Source organism: Massilia sp. GER05 (assembly GCF_052056005.1).
Taxonomy (GTDB): Bacteria; Pseudomonadota; Gammaproteobacteria; order Burkholderiales; family Burkholderiaceae_D; genus Telluria; species Telluria orientalis.
Genome location: NZ_CP178858.1, coordinates 342,092 through 363,464 on the forward strand (window position 1 = coordinate 342,092; position 21,373 = coordinate 363,464).

The 21,373-nt window shown below is 65.5% G+C and carries 22 protein-coding genes; 1 reads left to right on the top strand and 21 read right to left on the bottom strand.

What is annotated here, in order from left to right; all coding sequences use genetic code 11:
* Positions 1–2: 2 nt before the first annotated feature.
* The 20 genes from ACL58G_RS01505 to ubiE form a co-directional block, all read right to left on the bottom strand.
* The gene (locus ACL58G_RS01505; protein WP_440964783.1) at positions 3–830 is read right to left on the bottom strand and encodes an endonuclease/exonuclease/phosphatase family protein; all 828 of its coding nucleotides are present in this window, start codon (positions 828–830) and stop codon (positions 3–5) included.
* A gap of 107 nt (positions 831–937) precedes the next feature.
* Positions 938–1,129, bottom strand: coding sequence for a hypothetical protein (locus ACL58G_RS01510; RefSeq protein ID WP_413340889.1), 192 nt, complete (start codon positions 1,127–1,129; stop codon positions 938–940).
* Positions 1,130–1,331: 202 nt separating this feature from the next.
* On the bottom strand, positions 1,332–2,072 hold the full coding sequence (locus ACL58G_RS01515) for an ATP-binding cassette domain-containing protein (RefSeq protein ID WP_440964785.1): 741 nt from the start codon (positions 2,070–2,072) through the stop codon (positions 1,332–1,334).
* Positions 2,073–2,078: 6 nt separating this feature from the next.
* Complete coding sequence (gene ssuC / locus ACL58G_RS01520) at positions 2,079–2,897, bottom strand: aliphatic sulfonate ABC transporter permease SsuC (RefSeq protein WP_440967937.1); 819 nt, start codon at positions 2,895–2,897, stop codon at positions 2,079–2,081.
* A complete protein-coding gene (gene ssuD / locus ACL58G_RS01525; RefSeq protein ID WP_440964786.1) occupies positions 2,897–4,048 on the bottom strand; it encodes an FMNH2-dependent alkanesulfonate monooxygenase in 1,152 nt (383 codons plus the stop codon). The genes ssuC and ssuD overlap by 1 nt, the downstream gene beginning before the upstream one ends.
* Before the next feature lie 3 nt (positions 4,049–4,051).
* Entirely contained in the window at positions 4,052–5,053 is a 1,002-nt protein-coding gene (locus ACL58G_RS01530; RefSeq protein WP_440964788.1) for a sulfonate ABC transporter substrate-binding protein, read from the bottom strand.
* Between the two features lie 26 nt (positions 5,054–5,079).
* Entirely contained in the window at positions 5,080–5,643 is a 564-nt protein-coding gene (ssuE, locus tag ACL58G_RS01535; RefSeq protein ID WP_440964789.1) for an NADPH-dependent FMN reductase, read from the bottom strand.
* Positions 5,644–5,766: 123 nt separating this feature from the next.
* A complete protein-coding gene (locus tag ACL58G_RS01540) occupies positions 5,767–7,443 on the bottom strand; it encodes an ATP-binding protein (protein ID WP_413386230.1) in 1,677 nt (558 codons plus the stop codon).
* Positions 7,440–8,729 carry an HD-GYP domain-containing protein gene (locus tag ACL58G_RS01545; RefSeq protein WP_440964790.1) on the bottom strand — a complete coding sequence of 430 codons (1,290 nt, stop codon included), beginning with the start codon at positions 8,727–8,729 and terminating at the stop codon, positions 7,440–7,442. The genes ACL58G_RS01540 and ACL58G_RS01545 overlap by 4 nt, the downstream gene beginning before the upstream one ends.
* Positions 8,730–8,836: 107 nt before the next feature.
* Positions 8,837–10,495, bottom strand: coding sequence for a diguanylate cyclase (locus ACL58G_RS01550; protein ID WP_440964792.1), 1,659 nt, complete (start codon positions 10,493–10,495; stop codon positions 8,837–8,839).
* Positions 10,496–10,624: 129 nt separating this feature from the next.
* Complete coding sequence (locus tag ACL58G_RS01555) at positions 10,625–11,890, bottom strand: lipoprotein-releasing ABC transporter permease subunit (protein WP_440964794.1); 1,266 nt, start codon at positions 11,888–11,890, stop codon at positions 10,625–10,627.
* On the bottom strand, positions 11,887–12,345 hold the full coding sequence (gene nudB, locus ACL58G_RS01560; RefSeq protein WP_413386226.1) for a dihydroneopterin triphosphate diphosphatase: 459 nt from the start codon (positions 12,343–12,345) through the stop codon (positions 11,887–11,889). Before nudB ends, ACL58G_RS01555 begins: the two co-directional genes overlap by 4 nt.
* 103 nt (positions 12,346–12,448) lie before the next feature.
* A complete protein-coding gene (gene aspS / locus ACL58G_RS01565) occupies positions 12,449–14,242 on the bottom strand; it encodes an aspartate--tRNA ligase (protein ID WP_440964796.1) in 1,794 nt (597 codons plus the stop codon).
* An 83-nt stretch (positions 14,243–14,325) separates the two neighbouring features.
* Positions 14,326–14,955, bottom strand: a complete 630-nt coding sequence (locus tag ACL58G_RS01570; protein WP_440964798.1) for a DUF502 domain-containing protein — start codon at positions 14,953–14,955, stop codon at positions 14,326–14,328.
* 77 nt (positions 14,956–15,032) lie between these two features.
* Positions 15,033–15,341 (bottom strand): FmdB family zinc ribbon protein, encoded by a 309-nt coding sequence (locus ACL58G_RS01575; protein WP_440964799.1) that lies wholly within the window; start codon positions 15,339–15,341, stop codon positions 15,033–15,035.
* 279 nt (positions 15,342–15,620) lie between these two features.
* Entirely contained in the window at positions 15,621–16,226 is a 606-nt protein-coding gene (locus ACL58G_RS01580) for a methyltransferase (RefSeq protein WP_440964801.1), read from the bottom strand.
* On the bottom strand, positions 16,226–17,794 hold the full coding sequence (gene ubiB / locus ACL58G_RS01585; protein WP_413339787.1) for a ubiquinone biosynthesis regulatory protein kinase UbiB: 1,569 nt from the start codon (positions 17,792–17,794) through the stop codon (positions 16,226–16,228). Before ubiB ends, ACL58G_RS01580 begins: the two co-directional genes overlap by 1 nt.
* Positions 17,794–18,453 (bottom strand): ubiquinone biosynthesis accessory factor UbiJ, encoded by a 660-nt coding sequence (locus ACL58G_RS01590; protein ID WP_413386222.1) that lies wholly within the window; start codon positions 18,451–18,453, stop codon positions 17,794–17,796. Before ACL58G_RS01590 ends, ubiB begins: the two co-directional genes overlap by 1 nt.
* Positions 18,454–18,683: 230 nt before the next feature.
* Positions 18,684–19,637, bottom strand: a complete 954-nt coding sequence (locus ACL58G_RS01595; RefSeq protein WP_440964804.1) for a Tim44 domain-containing protein — start codon at positions 19,635–19,637, stop codon at positions 18,684–18,686.
* Between the two features lie 9 nt (positions 19,638–19,646).
* Positions 19,647–20,381, bottom strand: a complete 735-nt coding sequence (gene ubiE, locus ACL58G_RS01600; protein WP_056126659.1) for a bifunctional demethylmenaquinone methyltransferase/2-methoxy-6-polyprenyl-1,4-benzoquinol methylase UbiE — start codon at positions 20,379–20,381, stop codon at positions 19,647–19,649.
* A 275-nt stretch (positions 20,382–20,656) separates the two neighbouring features.
* Between ubiE and ACL58G_RS01605 the strand changes: the two genes are divergently transcribed.
* Positions 20,657–20,860 carry a cold-shock protein gene (locus ACL58G_RS01605; RefSeq protein WP_413339701.1) on the top strand — a complete coding sequence of 68 codons (204 nt, stop codon included), beginning with the start codon at positions 20,657–20,659 and terminating at the stop codon, positions 20,858–20,860.
* 57 nt (positions 20,861–20,917) lie between these two features.
* On the opposite strand, the gene ACL58G_RS01610 is transcribed toward ACL58G_RS01605, so the two are convergent.
* Positions 20,918–21,343 (bottom strand): gamma-butyrobetaine hydroxylase-like domain-containing protein, encoded by a 426-nt coding sequence (locus ACL58G_RS01610; protein WP_413386220.1) that lies wholly within the window; start codon positions 21,341–21,343, stop codon positions 20,918–20,920.
* Positions 21,344–21,373: the final 30 nt, after the last annotated feature.

Consider the following 21,373-nt stretch of genomic DNA (forward strand, 5'->3'; position numbering starts at 1 on the left):
CGCTATGCCAGCTGCAGGTTGGCCACGATCGGTGCGTGGTCCGACAGGCGCGCCCACTGCGGGCCGTGCAGCACTTCGGCCTGCTCGACCTTGAAGCCGCGCACATAGATCCGGTCGAGCCGGAACCAGGGCAGCGCGGCAGGAAACGTCCGCGCCGGCACCAGGCGTTTTTCGCGCCCGGCCGCATTGCGCACGATATCACCGATCCGCGCGCCGAACCGCGCCGGCCGCTCCAGTTCATCGAATACCTCAACGACGCCCAGCTTCAGCCGCAGGCAATCGCTCAGGGTATTGCGCCAGTCGTTGAAGTCGCCGGCGATGATCACGGGCTCGTCCGGACGTGCGGAGTCCTGCACGCACTGGACCAGCGCGTCGGTCTGGCGCCGGCGGCTGACTTCGAACAGGCCCAGGTGCACGACGTAGCAGTGGACGTTGCCGGACGGCGTCTCCAGCACGCAATGCAGGATGCCGCGCTGTTCGTAGGCGTGGTCGGAGACGTCGTGGTTGTTCTGGTTCGAGATCGGAAAACCGGACAGCAACGCGTTGCCGTGATGGCCGTGGTCGTACACGGCATTCATGCCATAGGCGGCATGCAGGTTTTCACCCGCAAAGAACTCGTGCTGGGCCTTCTCGGGCCAGTGGTGATGGGGAGTGCGTACCTTCTCGCCATAGCGGGCCTGGTAGCGGTCGTGCCGGCCCTGCACCTCCTGCAGGAACACGACGTCCGCATCGAAGGCACCGATGGCTTTTTTCAGCGCCAACACGCGCGGCGTACTACGGAAGGAAGAGACGCCCTTGTGGATGTTGTAGGTCGCAACACGGATTTTCATGGGAACATTGTAACCCCATCAGTCCGTGCCTTTCCGGGGCGGGGAGCGCAATCGTGCGCCGGTGGCGCCTTCCCCGGCTTCTGGCCAGGAAAGGCGTTGGGGACTGCTCAGGGGGCGACGGCGCGCATGTAATCGCCGTTCGGCAGAGGACGCGCTTCCGGTGGGATGACGGGCTCGCGGTAGACCGGGTTGGTGCGCAACGGGCCCATCAGGCGGAGACCGCTCAATAGCTCGATGCACAGGTAATCGTTATCGACGCCAACGTCCTTGACCTTCTGCTCGTGTCTGCGTTCGCTCATGATTCCTCCCTTTGTTGGACATTGCTAAATTGAAAAGTCGCCAGAAACGACTTGTGGAACTTAATGAAATCATTTCTAGCTGTCAAACAAGCGATTGTATTGTGTGCATCAAATTTTAGGAAATTTAATTCCGTTTGCACAATGGAGAAAAGCTGCCAGATGCAACAATCGAGCAGAATTGATCACGCTAAAACTCTCACAATCACGCAGATTGATGAGTTTGCAGCACCCGATCCAGCACGTTCTGCTCCAACCCACCGAACTCCACGCTGCCCCGCGCGCGCGGCCGCGCCAGGCCAACGTCGAGGTCGAGAGCCAGCCGCCCCTGCTCGATCAACAGGATGCGATCGGCCAGCACCACGGCTTCCTGCACGTCATGCGTGACGAGTACGGCCGTGAAGCCGCGCGCCGTCCACAGCGATTCGATCAACTGCTGCATCTCGATGCGCGTGAGCGCGTCGAGTGCCCCGAGCGGCTCGTCCAGCAACAGCAGCTGCGGTTCATGCACGAGCGCGCGCGCCAGGGCCACGCGCTGGCGCTGGCCGCCGGACAGCGCGGCCGGCCAGTCGTCCGCGCGATCGAGCAGGCCGACGCTCCGCAGCGCCGCACGAGCCCGCTCCGCGCCATCCTTCAGGCCCAGCGCCACGTTCTGCAGCACGGTCTTCCATGGCAGCAGGCGTGCATCCTGGAACATCATCCGCGTTTCAGGCTTCTGTCCGCCACCGCCGATTTTGACCTGACCGGCGTCCGGAAGTTCCAGCCCGGCGATCGCACGCAGCAAGGTGCTCTTGCCGCATCCGCTGCGGCCCACGATGGCGACGAATTCGCCCGGTTCGATCCTGAGGTTGACGGCATCGAGCACGGTGCGCCCGGCATAGCGTTTGGTCAGGCTGCGCACGTCGAGCTGCGCACCCGCCCGGTAGTCTTGAATGTCTTTTGGCATGAAGGATCAGCGGTAAGCGGGATTCCAGCGCAGGAAGCGGCGTTCCAGGCCGCGCGCCGCCAGGTCGGCAGCCTTGCCCAGCAGGGCGTACAGCAGCACGCCGACCAGCACGACGTCCGTCTGCAGGAATTCGCGCGCGTTCATCGTCATGTAGCCGATGCCGGCCTGCGCGGAAATGGTTTCGGCGACGATCAGGAGCACCCAGACGAGGCCCAGTGAGAAGCGCACGCCGACGAGGATCGACGGCAGCGCACCGGGCAGGATCACGTCGCGGTACAGGGCCCAGCCGGACAGGCCGTAGCTGCGCGCCATCTCGATCAGCCCCGCGTCGACCGAGCGGATGCCGTGGAAGGTATTCAGGTAGACGGGGAAGAAGACGCCCACGGACAGCAGGAACAGCTTCGCGGCTTCGTCGATGCCGAACCACAGGATCACGAGCGGGATCAGCGCGAGCGCCGGGATGTTGCGCACCATTTGCACGGTCGTGTCGAGCAGCGTCGCGGCGCGCCGGCTGCTGCCGTTGAGCAGGCCGAGCGCGAGGCCCAGCGCGGCGCCGAGCCCGAAGCCGGCCGCCGCGCGCCACAGGCTCACGCGCAGATGCGTCCACAGCTCGCCGGACCCGGCCAGGTCGCCGAACGCCTTCGCCACGGCCAGCGGCTCGGGCAGGATGCGCGTCGACAGCAGGCCGGTGCGCGACGCGGCCTGCCACGCCACGATCAGGAAGACCGGCAGCGCCCACGGCGCCAGCGGGGCGAGCAGGCGTTTCAGGGACGCGGATCCGCCGGGCCGCGCGGACGCCGGCAGCGTCTGGACCGCGGGCCGCATCACGCCACCTTCTTCGGCAGGATATCGACGGCCATCACTTCGCCGAACGGGCCGGTAATGGAATGCTCGCCGTGCTCCTTGCCTTTGCCGAGCAGGGGGAACACGAGTTCCGCGAAGCGGTACGACTCTTCCAGGTGCGGGTAGCCGGACAGGATGAATGTCTCGATGCCGAGGTCCTGGTACTCGCGCATGCGCGCGGCCACGGTCTCCGGATCGCCGACGAGCGCCGTGCCCGCGCCGCCGCGCACGAGGCCCACGCCGGCCCACAGGTTGGGCGCCACTTCCAGCTTGTCGCGCCGGCCGCCGTGCAGCGCGGCCATGCGGCGCTGGCCCACCGAATCCATCTTCGCGAACGCCGCCTGCGCCTTGGCGATGGTGGCGTCGTCCAGGTGGCTGATGAGTTTATCGGCCGCGGCCCACGCTTCCTCGTTCGTCTCCCGGACGATCACGTGCAGGCGGATGCCGAATTTCACCGTGCGGCCATGCTTCGCGGCGCGCGCGCGGATGTCCGCGATCTTCGCCGCCACGGCGGCCGGCGGCTCGCCCCACGTCAGGTAGACATCCATCTGCTCCGCGGCCAGTTCGTGCGCCGCTTCCGACGAGCCGCCGAAGTACAGCGGCGGATACGGCTTCTGCACGGGCGGATAGAGCGTACGCGCGCCTTTCACGGTCAGGTGCTTGCCCGCGAAGTGGAAACCCTCGTCGCCGCCCTCTCCGGCCAGCGCGGCGCGCCAGATACGGATGAATTCATCCGAGATCTCGTAGCGCGTCTCGTGGTCGGCGAACACGCCGTCCGCTTCCAGCTCCGCCTGGTCGCCGCCCGTGACGACGTTGATCAGGAGGCGGCCGTTGGACAGGCGGTCGAACGTCGACGCCATGCGCACGGACAGGCCCGGCGTCGACAGGCCGGGACGGATCGCGACGAGGAATTTCAGCTTGCGCGTGGCGTGGATCAGCGACGACGCGACGACCCACGCATCCTCGCAGGAGCGGCCGGTGGGCAGCAGCACGCCGTCGTAGCCGAGCGTGTCGGCCGCCACGGCGATCTGGCGCGTGTAGTCGGCGTCGACGGGGCGGGCACCCTTGCTGGTGCCGAGGTAGCGGCTGTCGCCGTGGGTCGGGATGAACCAGAAAACGTTCGGACTACTCATGGCTTATTCCTTCGCGAGCAGGTTGGCGGGCGGCTGCGCATCGCGCACGGCGATCGGTTTCGGGATCAGCTTCAAACTGTGGAACGTGTCCGCGATCTTCTGCTGCGCGGCCAGCACGTCCGGGGTCACGGTGCGCACGCCGTACGCATAGCGCCGGGCCGCGAGGGCCACGACGTCCACGGGGAGGCCCGTCTGCGCCGCGAGGATGGTCGCGACTTCCTGCTGGTGCGTTCGGCCCCACTCGTCGACCTTGGCCAGTTCGTCGATCACGGTGCGCACGACGTCGCCATACTGCTCGGCGAACGGGCGCGCGGCCACGTAGAACTGGTGGTTGGCGGCCAGGCCCTTGCCATCCGCGAGCACGCGCGCGCCCAGCTGCCTCTCGGCCGCGGCGAGGAACGGGTCCCAGATCACCCAGGCATCCACGGCGCCGCGCTCGAACGCGGCGCGCGCCTCGGCCGGCGGCAGGTACACGGTCTGGATGGCACGGTAATCGACGCCGGCCTTTTCCAGCGCCTTCACGAGCAGGTAGTGCACGTTCGATCCCTTGTTGAGCGCAACCTTTTTCCCTTTCAGTTCCGTCACGCTGCGCAAGGTGGAATTCTTCGGCACGACGATCGCCTCGGAGTCCGGCGACGGCGGCTCGTTGCCGACGTAGACCAGGTTGGCGCCCGCGGCCTGGGCGAAGATCGGCGGCGCTTCGCCGACCGTGCCGAAGTCGATGCTGCCCACGTTCAGGCCTTCGAGCAGCGCGGGACCGGCCGGGAACTCGGTCCACTTGACCGCGATGTTCTTCTCGGCCAGGCGTTTTTCAAGCGTGCCGCGGCCCTTCAGCAGCGTGAGGGTGCCGTATTTCTGGTAGCCGATGCGCACCTCGCGGGACGCGCCCGCGGCACGCGCCAGCGGCAGATCGGCGAAGGGGGCCGCCACGGCGGCGGCGAACAGCAGGCCGAGCGTGCGGCGGCGCTGGCCGCGCCGCGTGCCGGCATCGAACGAATCAGTCATGGGGGTGATCCTTTTTATCGTGACGGTCAGGCGGCGACGGCGAGTACGTGGGCGGCCGGTGCCATGCGCTGCAAGTCGTCGTGCAGCTGCGCGACGCCGGCGGCGATGCGCGCGGAGATCGCCGGCACCGGGCGCAGGCCCAGCTCCGGATCCCACGGCAGCTGCTCCGACGTTGCGAAGATGCTGGGCAGGATGTGGCGCGGCGCGAGCGAGGCGAGCACGGGACGCAGCGCGTAGTCCAGCGCCAGCATGTGCGACTGGCTGCCGCCGGTGGCGAGCGGCAGCACGAGCTTGTCCGCCAGGCCGTCCTGCGGCAGCAGGTCGAGGAAGGCCTTCAGCACGCCGCTGAAGGAGGCTTTATGGATGGGGGTGCCGATGACGATCGCATCGGCGTCGCGCACGCGGGCGACGGCGTCCGCGATGACGGGATCCTTGACGTCGGCGCGCAGCAGCGCCAGGGCGGGCAGCTCGCGCACCTGCAGCGCGCCGGTGCGATGGCCCAACGCGGCCAGGCGTTCGCCCACCAGTTGCTGCAGGCGCCACGTCGTCGAAGGAAAGGATGGGCTTCCGCCCAGCAGGAGAACAGTCATGGTCGTTCCGGGTCGATGAGATGGACACAGGCTACTGCTGCCCTCATCGAAGCGGAACGAATGCTTTTACGTTTTGATATGCCGTTTTCGTTAAAAGATTTCGCGCATATGCATTGTCGACGGCTAGATGACGACGCCCGCCTCGGGCACCGGCTGGAAGCGCGGCAGGACGACGCGGAACAGGGTTCCCTTGCCCACTTCGCTCTGCACCTCGAAGCGGCCGCCGTGCTTCTGCACGATCCCGTACGACAGCGACAGGCCGAGACCCGTGCCTTTGCCCACCGGCTTGGTCGTGAAGAAGGGTTCGAAGATGCGGCCCAGCCGGTCCTCGGGGATGCCGGTGCCGGTGTCCTCCACCTCGATCCACACGTGCTTCTCGTCGTGGGCCGTGCGCAGCGTGATGCGGCCGTGCTTCTCGATCGCGTGCGCCGCATTGACCAGCAGGTTCATGAAGACCTGGTTCAGCTGCGACGGGTAGCATTCGATCTGCGGGATGCTTCCGTACTCCTTGGTCACCTCGGCCTTGTACTTGATCTCGTTCCAGACCACGTTCAAGGTGCTGTTCAGGCCCGCCTCGATGTCGGCGTACTGTAGGTCGCCGCCGTCCACGTGCGAGAAATCCTTCATGTCCTGCACGATGCGCCGCACGCGGTCGATGCCGTCGAGGGATTCGCGCAGCAGCGGCTCCAGGTCCTCGCGCAGGTACTCGGCGTCGACTTCCTCTTTTACCCGCGCGATGCCGGCGCGGTCTTCGGGGCTGAACGCCCCTTCCAGCGCCGCGTAGCTGTCGAGCAGCCGCAGCATGCCCTGGGCGTACCGCTGCAGGCTGCCCAGGTTCGAATTGACGAAGCCGATCGGGTTGTTGATCTCGTGCGCGACGCCGGCCGCCAGCACGCCGATCGACGCCATCTTCTCCGACTGCAGCAGCTGGCTCTGGGCCTCGCCCAGCTTCTTGATCAACTCCGCCTGGCGCGCCTTTTCCTTTTCCAGCGTCGCATTCGCCTCCTGCAGGGCGCGCGTGCGTTCGCGCACCTTCGATTCGAGCTGGTCGCGCGACTCGCGCAGCGCTTCCTCGGCCCGGTGGCGTTCGGTGACGTCGGTGTAGCCGAACACCCGCCCGATGATGCGCTCGCCCAGGAACTGCGGACGCGAGCGGCATTCGAAGAAGCGGCCGTTCTTCAGGCGGAACAGGTCCTGCGTTTCGGTCGTATCGGCCACCTGGCGCAGCTGGCTGCGGATCAAGTCGCCCTGCTCCACCTGGCCCGCGATGTATTCGACGATGCCGTCGTCGTCGCCGGCCTGCAGCAGCGCGGCCGGGATCTCCCACATCGCCGAGAACAGGCGGTTCATGCTCGTGATCTTGCCGTGCCAGTCGACCACGAGGATGCCGTCCGCGGTGGACTCCAGCGTCGTGCGCAACTGGGCCAGGGTCTGCTCGAGCAGGGCCTCGACCTGGCGCTCGTGGCGGCAGTCCTGCGCGCGCACGAGCAGCAGCGGGCGGTCGCCGTCGTGGAGTACGTTCACCGACTTCATCACCGTCAGCAGCGACGTGTCGGCGCACAGGTACTCGCCCTCCTGCGCCTCGAAGCCGAGATACTGGCCGCCGCGTACCTCTTCCCAGTAGAACACGTCCTGCAGCGAGCTTTCGATGTCCGTGATGAGCATGTCGCGCAACTGCGCGGCCGCGTAGCCGAGCGTCTGTTCGACCTTGCGGTTGGCGACGAGGATGCGCAGGTCGGCCGGATCGACCAGCATCACCATGTGCGGGCTGTGGTCGACCATCAGCTGGTGCAGGTTCATGGCTGGCTCCTCCGCGCCGGGTCACCCGCGTCGAAGTAATAGCTGACGCGTTTGCGCGGGCTGAGGTAATTGTAGATGTCCTTGGGCACCTGGGACGGGCGGATCGACTTCACGATGTTCAGGTCCGGCTGCGTCTCGAGGTTGACGACGATCGCTTCCTCGCGCGGCACGCTGGCCTCGTAGATCATCACCTGCGGCCTGGTCGGCTTGGCGGTGTTGACGTTGACGCACATGCCGACGACGCCGTTGGCCAGCTGGACGATCGTGCCCGGCGGGTATACGCCGAGGCAGCGGATGAACACCTGCAGCAGCTTCGGGTCGAAGCGGCTGCGCATCTTGGCGAACATCAGCGACAACGCCTCGTGCGGCGTCAGCGAATCGGCCGGGTTGCGCGGGTTGCACAATTCGTCGTAATGGTTCGCGATCGCGACGATGCGGGCGAGGATGCTGATCGCCTCCCCTTGCAGGTGGCGCGGATAGCCGCTGCCGTCGAACATCTCGTGGTGGTCGCGGATGATGGCCAGCGCGGGTGCCGCGAGGCCCAGCTTCCTGCCGATCTCGTAGCCACCCTCGCAATGCGTTTCGACCAGCGCCTGCTCGGCGTGGTTGTAGGCATCGAGCTTGTTCAGCACCTTGTCCGGGATGTTCTTCGTCCCGACGTCGTGGAACAGTGCGCCCATGCCGAGCAGGCTGGCCACCTCGTGCGGCAGCTTGATGTCGCGCGCGATCATCATCGACAGCATCGTGACGTTGAGCGAGTGGACATAGATTTCCTCGCCGCCCAGCTTGTCGCCCATCAGGTTGATCGCCAACTCGGGCGCGGACAGGATCGAATCCGTGATCTGGCCGATCAATTTGCCGGCCACGCGGACCGTCTCGGCCGGCTGGGAAAACAGGTTGCGGTCGATGTCGCGGACCGCGCGCGCCGTGTTCACGAACGCCTGCTCGATGCGCGCCGCGTTCTCGCGCTGCTCGCGGATGCGTTCCATCATCTCCCGTTTCGCCGCCATGACCGGCGACTCGGCACGCGCCTCCGGCGACATCGGCGCCGGCACCGCCGGCACAGGCTGCGCCGATGCCGGTGCGGCCGTGGGCACGGGCCCGTCGCTGAGCGCGGGATCGACGCGGACCGTGGCCAGGCCCAGGCCGCGCAGGATGCGCAGCTGGTCCTCGGTCTTGACCTTGAAATGGCTGAACGCGAACGGGTGCTGGAACCATTTCAGGTCCAGGTAGACATACAGGCCGATCTGGACCTGGTCGATTTGGATAGTGACTGTATCGGCCATGAAAACGCCTCCTTCCAGACCGAAAGTATCAACCCCCACCCATTTCGGTCAAGAAACATTTGTTGCCGTGTGGAATTGATGACACAATCCCGGCGGCGGCGCCACAATCAGTCGCCCATCACCACCCGGTTGCGGCCCTGCTGCTTGGCGCGGTACAACGCCTTGTCGGCTGCCCAGAACAGCGCCTCGGCATCCTGGGCGTGGGCGGGATAGGCCGCGACGCCGAACGACGCCGTCACCTTCTGCGGTCCCTCGCCCTCGGGGTGCGGCGCGATGGCGGCCAGCGCGATGCGGATCGCCTCCGCGCGCGTGCCAGCGTCCGCCGCCGCGCACTCCGGAAGCAAGAGTACCATTTCCTCGCCGCCGTAGCGACAGGCGATGTCCCCTTCGCGGACACCCAGGCGCAGCTGCTGCGCGATGGTGCGCAGCACGGCGTCGCCGACGGCGTGGCCGTAGTCGTCGTTGACACGTTTGAAATGGTCGATGTCGACCAGCACGAGGCTCACGGGCACGTTCTTGCGGCGCGCCCGCGCGAGTTCGCGTTTCAGCGCGGCGTCGAAATGGCGCCGGTTGAACAGGCCCGTGAGCGGATCGAGCACCGATTGCCGGCGCAGCGATTCGCGCAGGCGCGCATTCCCCAGCGCCAGCGCGAGCTGCTCGGCGACCGTCACCGCGAGGCGTTCCTGTTCTTCGTAATCCGGAGCGGCGGCCAGCCCCTCGAGGTGCAGCATGCCCACCAGTTCATCGTGCGTGACGAGCGGGATGCACAGGCGTGCCGCCGCTTCATCCGCCGGCTTGCGGTAGTGCGCGCACGGCAGGTCGTCGGAACTCGCCGTGCGGTAGCGCGCCCCGTGGCGCAGCGACCAGCAAGACTCGATGTCGATCTCGGAGGGTTGCCCGGACGGCGTGCCCCATTGCGTGTGCCGGTCCAGCACATGGTCGTCCTCGTCGCGCAGCAGGAACAGCGTGCCGGACACGCCGGGCAGCAGCTTCGGCAGCGAGCGCGCGATCACGGGCGCGGCATCGGGGATCGACGGCACGGCCTCCACGGCGCGCAACAGTTCCGCGACAAATTTCAGTTCGCGGTTATGGCGCGTCGTCAGCGCGACGGCCTCCGCGAGCTGGCCGGTCTGCGTCTCCAGCTTCCCGGCGATGGCGCGGCGCGCGCGCAGCATGCGCATCGTGACCAGCAGCAGGATACCGAGCGCGATGATGTTGCAGGCGGTGGCGGCAACGCTCACGGTGAACGAGCGCGCCGAACGGGCCAGCAGGTCGGCCTGCAGCGCGTCGCGGCGCGCGCTGCGCCGCGTACGTTCCGCCGCGACGATGCGGCGCAGGTCGTCCATGTACTGCTTGCCGCGCAGGGAGCCGACGACGCGTTCCGTCGCCTCGAATCCTTCACGGCGGCGCAGCCGGATGGTCTCGTCGAGTTCCGCCAGCTTCAGTTCCGCGAGCCGCTCGATGCGCCACGCGGTGGCCCGCTCGGCATCCGTGCGCGCCTTGTCCTTGGCGTCGTGCAGCGCCGCGGGCAGCGTGCGCCGGACCTGCTCGTACGGCTCGAGGAAGACGTCGTTGCCGGTGATGACGAAGCCGCGCTGCGCCGTCTCGGCGTCGCGCATGGATGTCAGGATGTCATCGAGGCGCTGCTGCGCGCGCAGCTCGGCGCGCGATTGCGCCAGCAGCACGTTGACGGAGCGGTTCAGCCAGAACGGCACCGCCGCGATCAGGACCATGACGAGGAAGACGGCCAGGGCGACGAACTTCAAATGTCTTGCGCTGCGCATGCGGGGGTGGTCGGGACTCGGTTGCTATAAGGCAAGGCAAAATAGCACAACTCGAGCGCGCACGGTTGAATTGGACGATTTCGTAACTGGGGCCCACATTTGTCGATGCGCTCACTCGTAGCGCAACGCCTCGGCCGGCCTGACTCGCGCGGCCGACCAGCTCGGGTACAGCGTGGCGATGAAGGCCAGCAGCACGGCCACGCCGCCCACGCGCCCGACGTCGCTCCACAGCAGGTCGGATGGCATCTCGCTGATGAAATAGATGCCCTTGTCGAGGAAATGCACGCCGAACGCGTGCTCGATAAACCGGACGATCACGTCGACGTTGAGCGCCACCGCGACGCCGAGCCCCACGCCGATCAACGTCCCGAGCAGCCCGACGAGCGTGCCCTGCACCATGAAGATCCGCATGACGGCACCCGGGGACGCGCCCAGCGTGCGCAGGATGGCCACCTCGGCCTGTTTGTCGCGCACCGTCATGACGAGCGTCGAGACGAGATTGAACGCGGCCACCGCGACGATCATGGCGAGGATGATGAACATCATGCCCTTTTGCGACTGCACGGCGGCGAACCACGTGGCGTTCACCCGCGACCAGTCGCGCATGACCAGTTCGCCTGTCATGCTGCGCTTGAGCTCCCGCGCCACGCGCGGGGCGGTATCCATGTCCGCCAGCCGCAGGCGCAGGCCCGCTGGCGCCGTGACGCCCTGCAAACGCTCGGCGTCGTCGAGATGGACGAAGGCCAGGGTCGAATCGAACTGGTAATGCCCGGCTTCGAAGATGCCTGCCACCGTGAAGGTGTGCGGCCGCGGCAGCATGCCCGCGACGCCGCGCTGCCCGGGCGCGGCCGGCGCCGTCGTCAGCACGGTAATGCGCTCGCCAACGCCCACGCCGAGCGCACGCGCCAGTGCGCTGCCCAGCACGATGTTCGACGAGCCGGCACGCAGCGCGTCCAGGCTGCCCTCGCGCATCTGGCGCGCGACGTCGGACACTTGCGTCTCCATGGCCGGCAGCACGCCGCGGATCACGGCCGGTTTCATCGTGTCGTCGCGCACGAGCATGGCCTCGGTCTCGACGAACGGCGCGGCGCCGCGCACCTGCGGATTGCGCGCCGCTTCCCGCGCCGCCGCCTGCCAGTCGGGCATGCTGCCGCGCGCGTCGAAGATCTCGATGTGCGCCACCACCGACAGCATGCGCGCCGTGACTTCCTTCTCGAAGCCGTTCATGACGGACAGGACGACGATGAGCGCCGCCACGCCCAGCGCAATGCCGGCCACGGAGATCAGGGAGATGAACGAGATGAAGCTGTTCCGGCTGCTGCGCTTACCCGCGCGGGTGTAGCGCAGGCCGATGACCCATTCATAGGGCAGGTTCATCGTTTGCCCGGAACATGCCTGGGAAGCTGCAGGATGGCCTCGGCGTTCGACGACGAGAAGCACCGGTCGGCCGCCTCCAGCAGCGGCAGCCAGGCGTATTGCAGGTGCTCGCGCGGTGCGAGGGTGATCGGGATGTCGCGCGGGACGCAGACGGAGAACACGTGTTCCGTGTTGTGGGTGACGCCGGGCGCGTAGCGGTGGCGCCAGGTCTGGTAGATCTCGTAGACGTTGGACAGGAGCCAGTCCTTGAGGACGATGCGCTCGCCATCGGCCACGATGCCCGTTTCCTCGAACAGTTCGCGCGTGGCCGTTTCCAGCAGCGGTTCGTCGGGGCGGTCGAGGGAACCGGTGACGGATTGCCAGAAGCCGGGGCGGTCGGCGCGTTCGATCAGCAGGACGTCCAGGTCGGCGGTGTGGATGACGACCAGAACGGATTCGGGGATTTTGTGGGGCATGGCATGATTGTAACGCTATGCGAACGTCACGCGTGGGCACGGGGTGCCCACCCAACGGCAGGATTTCGCAGGGTGGGCACCCCGTGCCCACCAAACGCATCCGTTACGCGACCTTCGGCTCGTTACGCAGACGGATATGCAGCTCTTTCAGCTGCTTCTCGTCGACTTCCGACGGCGCGTTGGTCAGCAGATCCTGCGCGCGCTGCGTCTTCGGGAACGCGATCACGTCGCGGATCGACTCGGAGCCGGTCATCAGCGTGATCAGGCGATCCAGGCCGAACGCCAGGCCGCCGTGCGGCGGGGCGCCGTACTGCAGGGCGTCGAGCAGGAAGCCGAACTTCAGCTGCGCTTCTTCCGCATCGATCCTCAGCGCGCGGAACACCTTGCTCTGGACTTCCTCGCGGTGGATACGGATCGAACCGCCGCCCAGTTCCCAGCCGTTCAGGACCATGTCGTAGGCCTTGGCGATGCAGGCGCCCGGGTTCGTCTCGAGCATGTCTTCGTGGCCGTCCTTCGGTGCCGTGAACGGGTGGTGCGTCGCGTTCCAGCGGTCGCCTTCGTCGTCGTACTCGAACATCGGGAAGTCGATGACCCACAGCGGCGCCCAGACGTCGTCGAACAGGCCGGCCTTCTTGCCGAATTCGGAGTGGCCGATCTTCACGCGCAGCGCGCCCATCGAGTCGTTCACGACCTTGGCCTTGTCCGCGCCGAAGAAAATCAGGTCGCCGTCTTCGGCGCCGGTCAGTTCCAGCACCTTGGCCAGCACGTCGTCCGAGATGTTCTTGACGATCGGCGACTGCAGGCCTTCGCGGCCCTTGGCCTTCTCGTTGACCTTGATGTAGGCGAGGCCCTTGGCGCCGTAGATGCCGACGAATTGCGTGTACGCGTCGATTTCCGAACGCGGCATCGAACCGCCCTGCGGCACGCGCAGGCCGACGACGCGGCCGCCCACCATGTTGGCGGCGTTGTTGAAGACCTTGAATTCGACGGTCTTCATCAGCTCCGTCAGTTCGGTGAACTGGAGCTTCACGCGCATGTCCGGCTTGTCCGAACCGTACGAACCCATCGCGGTGGCGAAGTCCATGACAGGGAACGGGTTCGGCAGGTCGATGCCGGCGGCGTTCTTGAAGACGACGCGCATCATGTCTTCGAACAGGTCACGGATTTCCTGCTCCGTCAGGAACGACGTTTCGCAGTCGATCTGGGTGAATTCCGGCTGGCGGTCGGCGCGCAGGTCTTCGTCGCGGAAGCACTTGGTGATCTGGTAGTAGCGGTCGAAGTTGGCGACCATCAGCAGCTGCTTGAACAGCTGCGGCGACTGCGGCAGCGCGAAGAAGTTGCCCGGGTTGACGCGCGACGGCACCAGGTAGTCGCGCGCGCCTTCCGGCGTGGACTTGGTCAGCATCGGGGTCTCGATGTCGATGAAGCCCAGGTTGTCCAGGTACTTGCGCACTTCCATCGACACCTTGTAGCGCAGGCGCAGGTTGTGCTGCATCTGCTGGCGGCGCAGGTCGAGCACGCGGTGCGTCAGGCGCGTGGTTTCCGACAGGTTGTCGTCGTCCAGCTGGAACGGCACCGGCACCGAAGCGTTCAGCACTTCCAGCCTGGTGGTGTTGATCTCGATCTTGCCCGACTTCAGGTTGGCGTTGGCGGTGCCCTCCAGGCGGTTCACGACGGTGCCCGTCACGCGCAGGCAGTACTCGTTGCGCACGTGCTCGGCGACCTTGAAGACCTCCGCATTGTCGGGGTGGCAGACGACCTGCACGAGACCTTCGCGATCGCGCAGGTCGATGAAGATCACGCCGCCGTGGTCGCGACGACGGTGCACCCAGCCGCACAGGCTGACGGTTTGGCCCAGCAGCTCTTCGGTCACGAGGCCGCAGTAGTGAGTACGCATGGAGGACATAGTTTTTCGATCCTGGTTGGTTGATTCGGTGGCCCGCTTCTGGCGGGCCTGGATTCTTTGCTGCCTTGTTGGTTCTATTCCGCGGCGGCGGCGGGGGCCCCGGCCGCTGCATCGAGCGGCGACGGCGGCGACGGCGGCGCCACGACGCCCATCGAGACGATGTACTTGAGGGCCGCGTCGACGGTCATGTCCAGCTCCACGACGCGGCTCCGTTCCATCATCAGGAAGAAGCCGGACGTCGGGTTCGGCGTGGTCGGCACGTACACGCTCACGTACTCGCCCACCAGGTGGTTCTTGACGTCGCCGCCCGGCACGCCGGTCAGGAAGGCGATCGTGTACGAATTCTCGTGCGGGTACGGGATCAGCACGGCCTTGCGGAACGCGTTGCCCGACGACGAGAACAGCGTGTCCGACACCTGCTTGACGCTCCCGTAGACCGAGTTCACAACGGGAATGCGCTGCAGCAGCCGCTCCCACATGCGCACGAACCATTTGCCGACCAGGTTATTGGTCAGCACGCCGGTCAGGAACACGATGGCCAGCGTGATGATGGCGCCGAGGCCCGGGATGTACGTGCGCGGCTGCCACTCGCTCGGGACGAGCACGAGCGACTGGTCCAGCGTGCTGATCACGAAGTTCAGCACCCAGGCCGTGATCGCCAGGGGAACCAGGACCAGCGCGCCGGTAATGAAATATTTACGCATCGATTGTCGTGACGGATCTCGTCCGAGGATTTGTCGGGTGCTCATTATGCGCCGGCCGCGATGGGCCGGCGCCGCGGTCAGGTACTGCTGCTGTCCTTCGCCGGCGCGGCGGCCGGCGTCGGCGCGGGCGACGCGTCGGTGCTGCTGCCCGTGCTACTGTCGGACGACGTCGACGATGGGGCCGTGCCCGTTGCCGGCGTAGAGCCACCGCGGAAGTCGGTCACGTACCAGCCAGTACCTTTCAATTGGAAACCGGCGGCGGTGACTTGCTTCTTGAACGATGACTTGCCGCACGAAGGGCAAACGGTCAGAACCGGATCGGAAATCTTTTGCAGTACATCCTTGGCAAAACCGCATTCATCGCAGCGGTAGGCGTAAATCGGCATCTGAATACTCCGCAAAAATCATCAAAACCCTGAATTATAAAGCTTTTACGGAGCCGATGGACGCCTGGCCGGCTTGGTGCATTATGGAAACAGTGTTGTTTTTCGTCAGCGCACGATTGTTTCTGTTTGTCGAACGTCAACTTAACTGATTAAATAGCATTCTTAGCAGCAATGCTGCACGAGGATTAAGAAACAGAAGTTTGCGCGACCGGCTTCCGGCCCGCCGCAATACCGCAGAAAAGCACTTCACTCGGGCCCGCTTGCGGGCCCTTTTCTTTTTTATCGGCGCTGCCAAATCATCCAGCGTTCCTTGCCTGCGAACACGGGAATCGAATCCTCGACGGCCTCATCGGCCACGCATTCGAACGTGGGCGTCAATAAGCCATCCAGTTCCTCACGCGTGATGCCGAACGGCGGCCCCTTCGGCACCTGGTCGAAATAAAAATAGCCAGCCAGCAGGCCGCCCTGCCCCAGCAGTTCCGCCCAGCGCCGCGCCACGTCCGGCCGGCGTGCCCCCGGCAGCGCGCACAGGAACGCCTGTTCGTAGACGAGATCCAGCGGCTTCTCCAGCGCATACGCGAAGAAATCGGCTTGCCGGATGCGGTCCGCCCACGGTCCGGCCAGCGCGCGGGCGCGCGCGACGGCTTCGGGCGAGAAATCGATGGCGGTGGCGTCCCAGCCGGCCTCGCACATCAGCGTCAATTCGTGCGCGGAGCCGCAACCAGGAATCAATGCCGACAACGGACGCGCCGATGCGCAAACGAACCGCCGCAATGCCGCCGACACTCCACCCCGCTCCCACGGCGTGAAACTGCGCTCGAAGCGCTCGTCCCAGAATTGCGGCGACAGCGGATCGCGGCTGGCGAAAGCGGGCGGTGCCACCATCACGGCGTCCAGTGCAGGTGCCCCGCGACCTCCAGACCGACGACGATCACCGTCAGTACGCCCGTCACGCAGGCGAGGAAGGCCAGCAGGCGATTGGTGCGGCGCTGCTGGTCGACCAGCTTGGCCATCAGGTCGCCCATGTCGAGGTCGCTGTACGCCCGCTTGTGCAAGACCTGGTGCACGAGACGGGGCAGCTGCGGCAGGATCTGGCCGAAGCGCGGCGCCTCCGCCTTCAGGCGCTCGGCCATGCCGCGCCAGCCGACCTGCTCGGCCATCCAGCGCTCCAGGTACGGTTTCGCCGTCTTCCACAAGTCGAGGTCCGGGTCGAGCTGGCGGCCCAGGCCTTCGATGTTCAGCATGGTCTTCTGCAACAGCACGAGCTGCGGCTGCACTTCGACGTTGAACCGGCGCGACGTCTGGAACAGGCGCAGCAGCACCTGGCCGAACGAAATGTCCTTGAGAGGACGATCGAAGATGGGCTCGCACGTCGCGCGCACGGCGGCTTCCAGTTCGTCGACGCGGGTCTCGCGCGGCGCCCAGCCCGATTCGATGTGCGCCTCGGCCACGCGCTTGTAGTCGCGGCGGAAGAAGGCGAGGAAGTTCTGCGACAGGTAATCCTTGTCGAAATCGTTCAGGGTGCCCACGATGCCGAAGTCCAATGCGATGTAGCGCCCGAACGTGTCCGGATCGATAGACACGAGGATATTACCCGGGTGCATGTCCGCGTGAAAAAAGCCGTCTCGAAAAACTTGCGTGAAGAAGATTTCGACACCGTCGCTGGACAATTTCTTGAGGTCGACGCCGGCCGCGACGAGGCGGTCGGTCTGCGAGATCGGGATGCCGTTCATGCGCTCCATCACGATCACGCTGCTGGAACAATAGTCCCAGTACATCTCCGGCACCATCAGCAAATCGGAATTCGCGAAATTGCGGCGCAGCTGGCTCGCGTTGGCGGCCTCGCGCATCAGGTCGAGCTCGTCGTGCAGGTATTTGTCGAACTCGGCCACGACCTCGCGCGGCTTCAGGCGGCGGCTGTCGGCCCACACCTTTTCGATGAGGCCGGCGGCCATCTGCATCAGGGCAATGTCTTCATCGATCGTGGTCTTCATGCCCGGACGCAGCACTTTCACCGCGACCTGCTTGCCATTCTTGAGCTCGGCAAAGTGCACCTGGGCGATCGATGCGGATGCGACCGGCGTGCGCTCGAACGATGCGAACAATGTTTCCGGCGAGGCGCCGAGGGAACGCGTGATCTGGGCGACGGCCAGGTCGGAATCGAAAGGCGGCACGCGGTCCTGCAGCAGCGACAGCTCGGCCACGATGTCGGGCGGCATCAGGTCGGGCCGGGTCGACAGCACCTGGCCGAATTTCACGAAGATCGGACCCAGCTCTTCCAGCGCGAGACGCAGGCGGATCGCGCGCGGCGACGTGATGCGGCGCCAGAAGAAGACGGTATTGATCAGGCGGGCGGTGCGGGGTACGTGGAGGCCGGAAATCGCGATCTCGTCCAGGCCATACTTGACGATGACGGTGAAGATCTTCAGCAGGCGCAGGAATTTCAGGATCATCAGTGGTCCGAAGGCGTGTCAGGGGTCGTCGGAACGGGAGCGATGCTGTGCGCGGCAAGCTTCTGCTCCAGTTTGGCGATGCGCTTGGCCGTGCGTTCGACGTCGTCGCGCAGGCGGCCGACGTCGTCGGCGAAATCATCGACAGTCGCCGGGCGCACGAGCACGCGGCGTTCTTCCAGCAGGAATTCGGCGACGTTTTCCGCGAGCCGGCGTCCGGCCGTGGCCGCGCCCGTCACCGCCGAGCGCGCACCGCCGGCGAGGCGCACGGCGCCGATCGGCCCCACCACGCGCTCGAGATCGTGCTCGGCATCCCAGCGCAGGCCCTTGGACAATTGCGAGATCGTGTTGGCGAACTCGGCATCGCCCTCGATCCGTACGTACGAAAACGCGCGGTCGCGGTTCTGCAGGATCAGCGGCAGGTCGGAGAGCTTGACGTGGATGGTGACGCTGGCCGCGTCGTCGACGCCCGCCGTCTCGAGCATGCCGTCGCGTGCGACGCGCATGCGCAGGGCCAGGTGGCCCGTATCGATCACGGCGGTCTTGCCGGCATGGCGCATCAGCGCGTCGCGCGCCCAGGCTTCCTGCGCCAGCAAGTGATTGATCGTCGCGACGGCCGGAGCCGACGGCGACAGGAAAGAGGGAGTCGAAGACATGACCATTTTCGTCTGCACAAAATAAAACCGCCCGGCACTGGACACGTCGAAAAACCTGCTGCGCGTTGCACTGCTGTGCTGCGATGCTCGCTGTACTCCTCGTACAGCTGCGCTTCTCCCACAGCATTGCGGCCGCTTGCGACGGTTTTTCGAGGTGCCCGTAGGTCGGGCGGTTTCGATCTTACCAGTTCACCAGAGCATAAACCCTAGAGCACGGAACTTTTCTTGCGAAAATTTCAAGTGATCTGCTGAATGCCCGCCAGGGCCCAGCCGCCATTGCCGGCGAGCGGCTTGGCCAGGTTCCAGACTTCGACGAACGGTTCCGGCGCCGCGCCCGGCGCGTTGCGGATCATGCCGTTGAACTGGACGCTCGCCAGGTAATCGCGGTCGGTCGTCTCGATGCCCAGCAGCTGCGAATCGATGTTGACGACTTCCGTGTAGTCCGGCTGGCCGCCCCGTTCCTGGATCTGCAGCGACAGTTCGGCGTACACCTCGGGCGACGTGAATTCGCGCAGGTCGGCGAGGTCGCCGCGGTCCCACGCCGCTTGCATGCGGATGAACGAGGACCTGGCGTGGCGCAGGAACGCTTCCGTGTCGAACCCGGCCGGCACGCCCCACTGCTCGTGCGCGGGCGCGGCCTTGTCGAGCGACGGCGCATTCGAGAAGCCCGACTGGAAGCCGCCCTGGTTGCCGGCATAGGCATTGTTCAGGCCCGAACCGATTTCCGGCGTGGCCGAGGCCGGCACGGGATGCTGCTGGTTAAAGCCCGTAAAAGTCGGGTTGGCCGGCGTGTCCTTGCGGCGGAACATGCGGATGATGAACATCACGGCGAACACGAGCAGCAGGATCATCAGCAGCGACGACAGGGCGCTGGCCATCGCGCCGCCGATGCCGAAGTGCGAGAACAGCGCGCCCAGGCCGAGGCCGAGCAATGCACCGCCCAGCACGCCTTTCCACATGCTCGGCCGTTTCTGCGGCACCTGGGCCGGCGCCATGGGAGCCGGCGCCGGCCGTTGCTGGTACGACGGCTGCTGGTAAGGTGCGGGGGCCGGTGCGGGCGCCGGGGCGCGCATGCGGCTCACGGACTGCGACTGGCGGCCGAACGAACGGCCACCGCCGACCGGACGCGCATCGGCGACGCTGGACAGCGTCATCAGCGCGATCATCATGCTGGCCAAAAACTTTTTCATCAGCTCACCTCAAAGTTTGATGCCGGTGTGCAGTGCGGCCACACCGGCCGTCAGGTTGTAGTACTGCACTCTTTCCAGGCCTGCGGTTTCCATCATGCCCTTCAGCGTTTCCTGGTCCGGATGCATGCGGATCGATTCCGCCAGATACCGGTAGCTTTCCGCATCGTTGGCGATGCGCTGGCCCAGCCACGGCAGCACCGAGAACGAATACACGTCATACGGCTTTTGCAGCGGCGCCGCCACTTTGGAAAACTCCAGCACCAGTAACTTGCCGCCCGGCTTGAGCACCCGGCGCATTTCCGCCAATGCCTGATCCTTGTGCGTCATGTTGCGCAGGCCAAAGGCCACGCTGACGCGATCGAAATAATTGTCCGGGAACGGCAGTTTTTCCGCGTCACAGAGCAAGGTGGGGGTGACCAGACCTTTGTTCAATAGACGATCGCGGCCCACGCGCAGCATCGACTCGTTGATGTCCGTGAGCCAGACCTCGCCGCTCGGCCCCGCCGCCTTGGCGAATGCCTTCGACAAGTCGCCCGTACCGCCGGCGATGTCGAGCACCTTGAAGCCGGGACGAATGCCGGCCTGGGCGATGGTGAACGCCTTCCACACGCGGTGCAGGCCGGCGGACATCAGGTCGTTCATCACGTCGTATTTGGACGCGACCGAGTGGAATACCTTGGCTACCTCGTGGACCTTCTCGTCTTCCGAGACGGTCTTGTAGCCGAAATGGGTGGTGTTGGTCATAGTAGCAAGCCGTTTAGTCTTGCCACATTATACAAGCCGGGGTCCGCCGCCCGACTTAAAGATGACTTACCCGGGCGAACGCGAAGAAAACGTTTGCGTCGACGTCAATGTCGGCTTTACCACACAAGATAACAAACGTGCATCCCAATTGTTAAAACTCTGCTTATAATGGTTTTCGCTTGCGCACAGTCAGGAACAGGGATGTTTATCGCTTAACCATGTGCTGCCGGCGATACTTCATGACTTGTTAAAAAAATTTCTAGAGAGAGAAACAAATGGCGACTGGCACCGTGAAATGGTTCAACGACGCAAAAGGCTTTGGCTTCATCAAACCTGACGATGGTGGCGACGATCTGTTCGCACACTTCTCGGCCATCAATTCGGCAGGCTTCAAATCGCTGGCGGAAAACCAGCGCGTCACCTTCGACGTGACCTCCGGCCCGAAAGGCAAGCAGGCGTCAAACATCCAGCCGCAGTAATTCCAGGCCGGTAAACGAAAAAGCGCCGTGTGCAAACCGGCGCTTTTTTCGTTTTCGTCAGTGGCTGCACCCACCGCTGCCGCAACCGCCGCCTTTCGGCCCGGCCGCCGGCACGGCGCTGGCTTCGCGCCCGCTGTCGCCTTCATACCCCGCCGCATGCAGGCGGCCCAGGTAGTCCTGCCACAGCGTGGCCTGCTCGTTACCCAGCTTGTACAGGTAATCCCACGTGAAGATCCCGGACTCGTGGCCGTCCGTGAACAGCGGCTTGACGCCATAGTTCCCGACCGGCTCGACACCGCGGATGCCCACGTCGCGCTTGCCGACCTGGAGCACTTCCTGGCCCGGGCCGTGGCCCTTCACTTCGGCCGACGGCGAGTACACGCGCATCAACTCGAACGGGATGGAGAACGCGGCGCCGTCGTCGAAGGCGATTTCCAGGATCTTCGATTGCTGGCGGATGGTGAGGTTGGTGGGGGTGGGCATAATTGGATCGGGAGCGTTGATTACCGTCGC

Coding starts and splice junctions, on each gene's coding strand:
- ACL58G_RS01505 (WP_440964783.1), bottom strand. CDS start 830: ATGAAAATCCGTGTTGCGACCTACAACATCCACAAGGGCGTCTCTTCC.
- ACL58G_RS01510 (WP_413340889.1), bottom strand. CDS start 1,129: ATGAGCGAACGCAGACACGAGCAGAAGGTCAAGGACGTTGGCGTCGAT.
- ACL58G_RS01515 (WP_440964785.1), bottom strand. CDS start 2,072: ATGCCAAAAGACATTCAAGACTACCGGGCGGGTGCGCAGCTCGACGTG.
- ssuC (WP_440967937.1), bottom strand. CDS start 2,897: ATGCGGCCCGCGGTCCAGACGCTGCCGGCGTCCGCGCGGCCCGGCGGA.
- ssuD (WP_440964786.1), bottom strand. CDS start 4,048: ATGAGTAGTCCGAACGTTTTCTGGTTCATCCCGACCCACGGCGACAGC.
- ACL58G_RS01530 (WP_440964788.1), bottom strand. CDS start 5,053: ATGACTGATTCGTTCGATGCCGGCACGCGGCGCGGCCAGCGCCGCCGC.
- ssuE (WP_440964789.1), bottom strand. CDS start 5,643: ATGACTGTTCTCCTGCTGGGCGGAAGCCCATCCTTTCCTTCGACGACG.
- ACL58G_RS01540 (WP_413386230.1), bottom strand. CDS start 7,443: ATGAACCTGCACCAGCTGATGGTCGACCACAGCCCGCACATGGTGATG.
- ACL58G_RS01545 (WP_440964790.1), bottom strand. CDS start 8,729: ATGGCCGATACAGTCACTATCCAAATCGACCAGGTCCAGATCGGCCTG.
- ACL58G_RS01555 (WP_440964794.1), bottom strand. CDS start 11,890: ATGAACCTGCCCTATGAATGGGTCATCGGCCTGCGCTACACCCGCGCG.
- nudB (WP_413386226.1), bottom strand. CDS start 12,345: ATGCCCCACAAAATCCCCGAATCCGTTCTGGTCGTCATCCACACCGCC.
- aspS (WP_440964796.1), bottom strand. CDS start 14,242: ATGCGTACTCACTACTGCGGCCTCGTGACCGAAGAGCTGCTGGGCCAA.
- ACL58G_RS01570 (WP_440964798.1), bottom strand. CDS start 14,955: ATGCGTAAATATTTCATTACCGGCGCGCTGGTCCTGGTTCCCCTGGCG.
- ACL58G_RS01575 (WP_440964799.1), bottom strand. CDS start 15,341: ATGCCGATTTACGCCTACCGCTGCGATGAATGCGGTTTTGCCAAGGAT.
- ACL58G_RS01580 (WP_440964801.1), bottom strand. CDS start 16,226: ATGGTGGCACCGCCCGCTTTCGCCAGCCGCGATCCGCTGTCGCCGCAA.
- ubiB (WP_413339787.1), bottom strand. CDS start 17,794: ATGATCCTGAAATTCCTGCGCCTGCTGAAGATCTTCACCGTCATCGTC.
- ACL58G_RS01590 (WP_413386222.1), bottom strand. CDS start 18,453: ATGGTCATGTCTTCGACTCCCTCTTTCCTGTCGCCGTCGGCTCCGGCC.
- ACL58G_RS01595 (WP_440964804.1), bottom strand. CDS start 19,637: ATGAAAAAGTTTTTGGCCAGCATGATGATCGCGCTGATGACGCTGTCC.
- ubiE (WP_056126659.1), bottom strand. CDS start 20,381: ATGACCAACACCACCCATTTCGGCTACAAGACCGTCTCGGAAGACGAG.
- ACL58G_RS01605 (WP_413339701.1), top strand. CDS start 20,657: ATGGCGACTGGCACCGTGAAATGGTTCAACGACGCAAAAGGCTTTGGC.
- ACL58G_RS01610 (WP_413386220.1), bottom strand. CDS start 21,343: ATGCCCACCCCCACCAACCTCACCATCCGCCAGCAATCGAAGATCCTG.